General features: G+C 44.0%; 7 protein-coding genes. 5 read left to right on the top strand and 2 right to left on the bottom strand.

Annotated elements, in window-relative coordinates; translation table 11 throughout:
* Nucleotides 1-96: 96 nt before the first annotated feature.
* Nucleotides 97-1,398 carry a sigma 54-interacting transcriptional regulator gene (locus tag KW93_RS06095; protein WP_200883325.1) on the bottom strand — a complete coding sequence of 434 codons (1,302 nt, stop codon included), beginning with the start codon at nucleotides 1,396-1,398 and terminating at the stop codon, nucleotides 97-99.
* A gap of 155 nt (nucleotides 1,399-1,553) precedes the next feature.
* Between KW93_RS06095 and pruA the strand changes: the two genes are divergently transcribed.
* The 4 genes from pruA to KW93_RS06075 all read left to right on the top strand — a co-directional run bounded on the left by pruA (nucleotide 1,554) and on the right by KW93_RS06075 (nucleotide 6,976).
* Nucleotides 1,554-3,098: an L-glutamate gamma-semialdehyde dehydrogenase gene (gene pruA / locus KW93_RS06090; protein ID WP_033542098.1), complete on the top strand. Its 1,545-nt coding sequence runs from the start codon at nucleotides 1,554-1,556 to the stop codon at nucleotides 3,096-3,098.
* Between the two features lie 79 nt (nucleotides 3,099-3,177).
* Complete coding sequence (locus tag KW93_RS06085) at nucleotides 3,178-4,371, top strand: ornithine--oxo-acid transaminase (protein WP_033542097.1); 1,194 nt, start codon at nucleotides 3,178-3,180, stop codon at nucleotides 4,369-4,371.
* Nucleotides 4,372-4,453: 82 nt separating this feature from the next.
* Nucleotides 4,454-5,698, top strand: a complete 1,245-nt coding sequence (locus KW93_RS06080; RefSeq protein ID WP_033542096.1) for a Glu/Leu/Phe/Val family dehydrogenase — start codon at nucleotides 4,454-4,456, stop codon at nucleotides 5,696-5,698.
* Between the two features lie 114 nt (nucleotides 5,699-5,812).
* Nucleotides 5,813-6,976 carry an iron-containing alcohol dehydrogenase gene (locus KW93_RS06075; protein WP_033542095.1) on the top strand — a complete coding sequence of 388 codons (1,164 nt, stop codon included), beginning with the start codon at nucleotides 5,813-5,815 and terminating at the stop codon, nucleotides 6,974-6,976.
* Nucleotides 6,977-7,013: 37 nt separating this feature from the next.
* Here the strand turns inward: KW93_RS06075 and KW93_RS06070 are convergent, their stop codons facing one another.
* A complete protein-coding gene (locus tag KW93_RS06070; protein ID WP_033542094.1) occupies nucleotides 7,014-7,751 on the bottom strand; it encodes an MgtC/SapB family protein in 738 nt (245 codons plus the stop codon).
* 101 nt (nucleotides 7,752-7,852) lie between these two features.
* Between KW93_RS06070 and KW93_RS06065 the strand changes: the two genes are divergently transcribed.
* Nucleotides 7,853-8,755: a DMT family transporter gene (locus KW93_RS06065; RefSeq protein ID WP_033542093.1), complete on the top strand. Its 903-nt coding sequence runs from the start codon at nucleotides 7,853-7,855 to the stop codon at nucleotides 8,753-8,755.
* Nucleotides 8,756-8,878 lie beyond the last annotated feature (123 nt).

The raw sequence follows: 8,878 nt of genomic DNA, 5'->3' as shown, positions 1-8,878 counted from the left end.
CAGAGTGGCGATTTTTGCCACGGCAGCTGGATCGGCTTATGACCGAAGAGTTGGTCCGCCGGAGTCTGGACAAAAAATAAAAATGAAGCACAGACATCACGTCTGCGCTTCATTTTTTTTTATTTTCCGCAGGCGGTACTGCAGATTCTGCCTGCTCATGCCCAGAGCAGCCGCCGCTTTTGTCACATTTCCTTTATGCAGGTCCATCGCTTTTTGCAAATAATAGCTTTCAGCCTCAAACAAATATTCCTCCAACGGCAGCAGATCCTTGTTTGAATGGACGATAAAATCTTCGGGCCGAAGTGTTCCGTTATTTTCCGTTTTCAGTTTAAAGTGGTAAGGCAGCAGTTCAACGCCGACAATTTCTTCGGTCGTCAGCAGGGAAGCTGTTTCATCCAGCAGCAGTTCAAGCTCTTTCAAATTTCCTGGCCAATCATAGGACATCAGCAGGTTTTCGACCTGTTTGTCAACTGTCTGCACCATGGATCCGAATTTCATCCGATGCCGTTTAAAATAATCATGGACAAAAGGCAAGATATCTTCTTTTCTCCTGCGCAGCGGGGGAATGGGAATGGCCATGGCCGAAAAGAAGTAATAGAGTTCTTTCAACAGCTTATGTCCTGAAATCAATTCAACGGGATCTTCACCGACACTGGCAATGAAATAAATATCACTGCTGGCATGTTCCTTCACCATTTCGAGAAGTTTTCGCTGCATGGGAATAGTGAGCATATCAATTCGCTCACAGTACACAGTGCCGCCGGCCTTTTTCTTCATTTCTTCGGATAGCTGAGTGATGGATTCGGCCGTTGCACTGTGAGAAAAGAGCACTGAAATGTCTTTTGAACCGTCGATATGAGCACGGTGGATGGCTTCAACGATCAATTCTTTTCCGGTTCCGGACTCGCCCACCAATAAAACCGGCAATTTAGCCAAAACAGCTTTTTCCGCTGTAGCAATCACTTTTCTCATGCTTGCAGAAACGGCTGTAATGCTGTTGAACGTAATCGGTTCGTCGTATTTTTTCAGCGGCTGATAAATGACTTTCTCCAGCGTCGTGACATCACGCGCAAGTTCTATTGCCCCAATCAGCTCCCCATTATCATAAACAGGATACGTGTCATTGATCGTTGTGATTTCCTGGCCTTTGTGGTTCCAGTACGTCTGTTTTGCACTCAGTACAGGAGAACCGTTCTGCAAAACTTTCAGCAATGTGCTTTCTTCCTGGCCGAAGCGAAACATCTCAAGCAGCGAACGATCCGCTAATTCCTCAAAGTCGAAACCTTCGATATCTTTCATTTTTTTATTGTATAAAATGGTCTTTCCGTTTATATCGACAGCGTGCAGACCTACTGCCACATGCTCTGAAGCGAATTTGTAGAATAGTGTCAGATCCATTTTCACTTGCTTCACATTAGCCACCTCAAAATTTATTTGATATTTCAAACGAAAACACTTGAATTATGCAGAGATCTTTTGCATTATTATAGATGGAAACGCTTTAAAAGTGCAAATTTTTTTTGCGCTAAACATTTATCAAGGAGGATTTATATATGATTCCCTACAAACACGAACCATTCACAGATTTCTCGATCGAAAAAAACCGCAATGATTACCTGGAAGGCCTGAAAACTGTCGAGGCTTATCTTGGCCAGGACTATCCATTAATTATCGGTGGCGAACGAGTTACGACTGAAGATAAAATCGTTTCATTCAATCCGGCTAATAGAGAAGAGATTATCGGCCGCGTTTCAAAATCAAACAAAGAATTGGCTGAAAAAGCGATGCAAAGCGCTGATGAGGCATTCAAAACATGGAAAAAAGTAAAACCTGAAGTACGTGCTGACGTATTGTTCCGTGCTGCAGCGATCATTCGCCGCCGCAAACACGAATTCTCGGCACTTTTGACAAAAGAAGCAGGAAAGCCATGGAATGAAGCTGATGCAGATACAGCTGAAGCAATTGATTTCCTGGAGTATTACGGCCGCCAGATGCTGCGCCTGAAAGATGGCATGCCTGTCGAAAGCCGTCCAGGTGAATATAACCGTTATGATTATATTCCTCTTGGTGTAGGGGTTGTCATCTCCCCTTGGAACTTTGCATTTGCCATCATGGCAGGTACAACTGTTGCAGCAATGGTTGCAGGGAACACGGTTCTGTTGAAACCGGCTTCATCAACTCCGGTTGTCGCTTATAAATTCATCGAAGTCCTTGAAGAAGCGGGCATGCCGGCAGGAGTCGTCAACTACATCCCGGGACCAGGTTCTGAAGTGGGCGACTATCTCGTAGATCACCCGAATACTCGTTTCATTTCCTTCACAGGTTCAAAAGAAGTCGGACTTCGCATTGCGGAACGTTCTGCTAAAGTGAACGAAGGCCAAATCTGGATGAAACGCCTGATTGCTGAAATGGGCGGAAAAAATACAATGGTCGTAGACAAAGAAGCTGACCTTGAATTGGCGGCACAATCGATCGTAAAATCTGCATTCGGTTTCAGCGGGCAGAAATGTTCTGCAGGATCCCGGGCAGTTATCGTTGAAGATGTCTACGATAAAGTTTTAGATCGTGTAGTTGAATTGACGAACCAATTGACAATCGGCGACCCGGTTGAGCAAAACAATTACATGGGTCCTGTCATCGATGCAAACTCATACAAAAAAATCATGGACTATATCGAAATCGGCAAAGGCGAAGGCCGCCTGGTAGCCGGTGGAGACGGCGACGATTCAAAAGGTTACTTCGTGAACCCGACAGTATTCGCTGATCTTGATCCAAAAGCACGCGTTATGCAGGAAGAAATTTTCGGGCCGGTTGTCGGTTTGATGAAAGCGAAAGACTTCAAGGAAGCGATCGCTATCGCCAACAACACTGAATACGGTTTGACTGGCGGAGTTATCACAAACAACCGCGAGCACCTTGAATATGCGCGTGAAGAATTCCATGTCGGAAACCTTTATTTCAACCGCGGATGCACAGGTGCAATAGTTGGTTACCAGTCATTCGGCGGATTCAATATGTCCGGAACTGACTCTAAAGCGGGCGGACCGGATTACATCGTTCTTCACATGCAGGCAAAAACAACATCTGAAATGTTTTAATCAGCAGCATGAAAGGTACTATATGTTCAACTAAAGGCAGACTGCAGGGTCTGCCTTTTTCAAAAGGAGGAACTTTATAATGACAAAAACTCAGGACATCATCCAGCAAACTGAAAAGTACGGCGCACCGAACTATCATCCTCTGCCGATTGTCATCTCGGAAGCGGAAGGTGTATGGGTAAAAGACCCGGAAGGCAATAAATTCATGGACATGCTGTCAGCATATTCAGCTGTCAACCAGGGCCACAGACATCCGAAAATCATCCAGGCGCTGAAAGATCAGGCGGATCGTGTGACGCTTACTTCACGTGCATTCCATAATGATCAGCTGGCACCGTGGTATGAAATGATCTGCAACGTTTCAGGCAAAGAAATGGCGCTGCCGATGAACACCGGAGCTGAAGCGGTCGAAACAGCTGTAAAAGCTGCACGGCGCTGGGCATACGATGTAAAAGGCGTTGAAGAAAATAAAGCGGAAATCATTGCCTGCGAAGGAAACTTCCATGGGCGTACGATGACTGCTGTTTCATTGTCATCAGACCCTGATTACCGCAAAGGTTTCGGACCGATGCTTCCTGGTATCAACATTGTTCCTTTTGGCGACCTGGAAGCGTTGAAAAATGCGATTACACCAAATACAGCTGCTTTCCTGATCGAACCGATTCAGGGAGAAGCCGGAATTATCATTCCGCCGGAAGGATTCCTGAAAGCGGCAAGAGAACTGTGCCGTGAAAACAACGTCCTGTTTATAGCGGATGAAATTCAGGCTGGTCTTGGACGTACGGGTAAAATGTTCGCATGCGAATGGGAAGACGTCGACCCGGATATGTATATTCTTGGAAAAGCGCTTGGAGGCGGGGTTTTTCCGATTTCATGTGTAGTGGCAGACAGTGAAGTTCTCGGCGTTTTCAATCCGGGATCGCACGGTTCGACTTTCGGCGGCAACCCGCTGGCATGTGCAGTATCCATCGCTTCGATGGAAGTTTTGCAGGAAGAGAAATTGGCTGACCGTTCACAGGAACTGGGTGAATACTTCATGGCCCAATTAAAAGAAATCTCACATCCGTCCATTAAAGAAGTTCGCGGACGCGGTTTGTTCATTGGCATGGAGTTGACTGAAGCTGCCCGTCCATATTGTGAAGAATTGAAGGAACTTGGTTTATTGTGCAAAGAAACCCACGATACAGTGATTCGTTTTGCTCCACCACTTATTATTGCCAAAGAAGATCTTGATTGGGCTTTGGAGCGGATCCGGAAAGTATTCGCTAAATAATAAGTATATGGCAATGCAAAGTGGAATTGTGTTACACTGTATGCGGAGTTATTACTAAAATACAAAGAGGCGAACTGATAAAATGGCTGAAAACTTGAACTTGTTGACGTCAACGCAGGAAGTTATTAAAACTGCTTTGGAAAAGCTTGGATATGAAGAATCGATGTACGAACTACTGAAAGAACCTGTGCGAATGATGGAAGTCCGTATTCCTGTACGCATGGATGATGGAGTAACGAAGGTATTCACCGGATTTCGTGCACAGCACAATGATGCCGTAGGTCCGACCAAGGGCGGAATACGGTTCCACCCGGATGTTAACCGTGAAGAAGTTATTGCACTTTCCATGTGGATGACTTTGAAATGCGGCATCGTCGATCTTCCTTACGGAGGCGGTAAAGGCGGTATCATCTGTGATCCGCGTGAAATGTCGATGCGCGAAATTGAAGAGTTGAGCCGCGGATACGTTCGCGCCATCAGTCAGATAGTCGGACCGAACAAAGATATTCCAGCTCCTGACGTCTTTACGAATTCTCAGATTATGGCCTGGATGTTCGATGAATACAGCAAAATTGATGAATTCAACTCCCCTGGTTTCATTACAGGGAAGCCAATTGTGCTTGGAGGTTCCCAGGGTCGGGATAAAGCAACTGCACAGGGCGTTACAATTGTAATCAATGAAGCAGCTAAAAAACGCGGCCTTGATATGCAGGGAGCCCGTGTGGTCATCCAGGGATTCGGGAACGCAGGAAGCTTCCTGGCGAAATTCCTTCATGATGCCGGAGCTAAAGTAGTCGGAATTTCTGATGCTTATGGTGCTCTTCACGATCCGGATGGTTTGGATATAGATTATCTTCTTGACCGCCGCGACAGTTTCGGAACGGTTACAAACCTTTTCGATAATACCATCACGAACAAAGAGCTTTTCGAACTGGACTGCGATATTATTGTACCAGCTGCGATCTCAAACCAGATCACTGCTGATAATGCCCATAATATCAAAGCCTCAATCGTAGTTGAAGCTGCCAATGGACCAACGACTGCAGAAGCTACAAAAATTCTGACTGAACGTGGCATCCTTTTGGTTCCTGATGTGCTTGCAAGTGCCGGAGGAGTTACTGTATCTTATTTTGAATGGGTACAGAACAACCAGGGCTATTACTGGTCTCAGGAAGAAGTCGACGAAAAACTTACTAAAAAACTGGTTGATGCTTTCGAGAACATCTACAATGTGGCAACGACACGCAATATCGACATGCGTCTCGCTGCATACATGGTAGGTGCCCGCAGAACCGCTGAAGCTGTGCGTTTCCGCGGTTGGGTATAAATCATCCTTTAAACCGCCTGGATTTCAATATCCAGGCGGTTTTTCTGATTCAAATTTTTGCTTTTGAAAAAAAGAAACTACATAATATATGAAGAAGAGGAGGCTGATCAATAAATGAATAAATTCACTTTTTACAATCCCGTTAAATTGATTTTTGGGAAAGGCCAATTGGAGGCTGTTAAAACAGAACTCCCTAAATACGGTAAAAGAGTCCTTGTCATTTATGGCGGGGGAAGCATTAAAAGAAATGGTCTGTATGATGAAGTAATGGAAGCTTTGACGTCAGCGGAAATGGAAGTTTTTGAACTTGCGGGTGTAGAACCCAATCCTCGCCTTTCTACAGCGAAAAGAGGCATTGAAATCTGCAAGAAAGAAAATATTGACGTGTTGCTTGCTGTTGGCGGAGGTTCAGTCATTGATTGCACGAAACTAATTGCTTCCGGTGCAAGATATGATGGCGATGCCTGGGATTTTGTTTCCCGTAAAGCCCAGCCGAAAGAAGCTTTGCCGTTCGGCACAGTTTTGACATTGGCTGCCACTGGATCAGAAATGAATGCCGGATCGGTTATCACCAATGAAGAAACGCAAGAAAAATATGGGTGGGGAAGCCCGTTGTCATTTCCGAAATTCTCGGTACTGGACCCTACATATACGATGACAGTGCCTGAAGATCAAACAGTTTATGGAATCGTCGATATGATGTCCCATATGTTCGAACAATATTTTCATAATGCCACGAACACTCCTGTTCAGGATCAAATGATTGAAGGTGTATTGCGTGCAGTGATTGAAACGGCTCCGAAACTGATGGAAGATCTGCAAAGCTATGAGCATCGTGAAACTATTCTTTTTGCGGGAACGATGGGATTGAATAATTTCCTGCAGATGGGATACAACGGCGACTGGGCAACTCATAACATTGAGCATGCGGTTTCTGCTGTTTATGACATACCTCACGCCGGCGGACTTGCGATTTTATTCCCTCACTGGATGCGACATAATGTCAAAGTGAATCCGGCCAGATTTGCTCAAATGGCTGTCCGGGTATTCGGTGTTGACAGCAGCGGAAAGTCTGATGAAGAAACCGCATTGGAAGGAATCGATCGTCTTTCAGAGTTCTGGTCTTCTATAGGAGCGCCATCACGTCTGGAGGACTATAATATTGATGATAACCAATTCGATTCAATCATTTCGAAAACATTGGTCTACGGTGAATTCGGGAACTTCAACAAGCTGAATGACGATGATGTCCGCAAAATCCTTGAAGCTTCCTTATAATTAAAAGCTGCTTGAGCCCTCCGGCTCAAGCAGCTTTTTAATTGGTGATATCGATATCCACCTGTTCAACGTTATCGATCGAATAAATGTCCTGATATAATTCCAGCGTATCTTTTTCCTGAAGATAGGAGACTCTGATATCAAGTTCATGATATAGAACCCTGCTTTCATCAAAGTTATCCGAATGTTTAATGGACATTCCTTCGATAATAAGTCCTGACTTCCTCATTTCTTCGATAACCGGTTTAATATATTCTCTCTTTGATATAAAAATTTTTATATTTGCTTCAGTCAAGCGGAGACGTGAGGGTCCGAATTTTAAAAGAATCGTCGGCAGAAATTCAACTGCGATCAATACGATGAAAACAGCCAAAGCTGCTTCCAGATAAAAACCGGCTGCGACTGCAATGCCGATTCCACCTGCTCCCCATATCATTGCGGCAGTGGTCAAGCCTGAAATCGAATCGTTGCCTCTTTTCAAAATAACTCCGGCCCCGAGAAAACCGATACCGGAAACAATCTGTGCAGCAAGACGAAGCGGGTCCATCGTAATGTTGACATTATCGTACTCGCTGCCTTCTGCAATATAGGCAGATTCTATAGAGATGATCGTAAGCAGACAACTGAATGTAGATATTACGACACTGGTCTTCAAGCCGACTGGTTTCCTCTTCAATTCTCTTTCCAGGCCAATTACCAGACTAAGTGCAGCTGCTATTAAAAGTTTCAGAAATGTTTCGACTGAAGAAATCTGTAAGGCGCTGAAAAATTCCAAGTAAATCCCTCCAAACTTTATTTCGGGTTGCTTCTATCTACTATGGATGGCAAACTAAACAGTAATGACTGCTTTTAAAAACCGATAACAGAGGTGCCGCCATGAATAAACCAGCTATCCATCCATATATTCCGATTATCATAGGAGTCATTTCTGTAGCGATGTCTGCGATATTCGTAAAAATGACCACTGCAGATTCTGGTGTGACCGCTTTCTACAGAATGCTGTTTTCCATATTGATAATGAGCCCACTGTTCTTTCTAAAATATACCCATGAATTGAAAAAGCTAAGCAAACGCGATTGGACGTTTACTGCAATTGCCGGATTCTTCCTGGCATTCCATTTCATTTTATGGTTTGAGTCTTTGAATTATACAACTGTAGCCAGTTCAACTGTACTAGTAACGCTGCAGCCGCTTTTCGCTTTTGCAGGTACATATTTCTTCTTTAAGGAAAGAATTTCCCTTAAAACAATCGTTTCAGCTTTGATTGCTATTGGCGGAAGCGTCCTTATTGTTTATGGAGATTTTCAAATCAGTGGGCAGGCTCTTGTCGGGGATATACTGGCTTTGATTGCCTGTGCATTGATCACAGCTTATTTGCTTTTTGGACAAGATGTGCGCAAGCGTTTATCTTTAATGACCTATACTTTTGTTGTTTATAGTGTGAGTACTATAACGTTATTCTTCTATATAGTTATAAAAGGGGAATCATTTGGTCCTTATCCAGCGCAAGAGTGGTTGTGGTTTTTACTTTTAGCATTGATCCCGAATCTTTTTGGCCATACATTATTTAATTGGGCTTTGAAATGGGTAAGCACAAATGTTATCTCCATAGCAATCCTCTTCGAACCTGTCGGAGCGGCAATACTGGCGTATTACATACTTGGAGAAGCGTTGACACTCAGCCAAGTAATAGGAGGGACAGTCGTTATATTCGGCTTGCTCTTCTTCATAATTGACTATGAGAAAATAAAGAAAGCGTTTTTTAAAGTTATTGCTTGATTTTTTCTGCCAGACAGTTTATATTAATACATGTCCTTAAAACAACTCGAAAAAATATTTTGAAATAGTATTGACTTCGGAGATGAAACAGGATATATTTATAAAGTCGCCAATGAGAGCGGC

Origin of the sequence: Planococcus sp. CAU13 (assembly GCF_000775575.1) — a bacterium.
GTDB lineage: Bacteria > Bacillota > Bacilli > Bacillales_A > Planococcaceae > Planococcus.
This window is presented reverse-complemented; position numbering and strand designations above follow the sequence as displayed.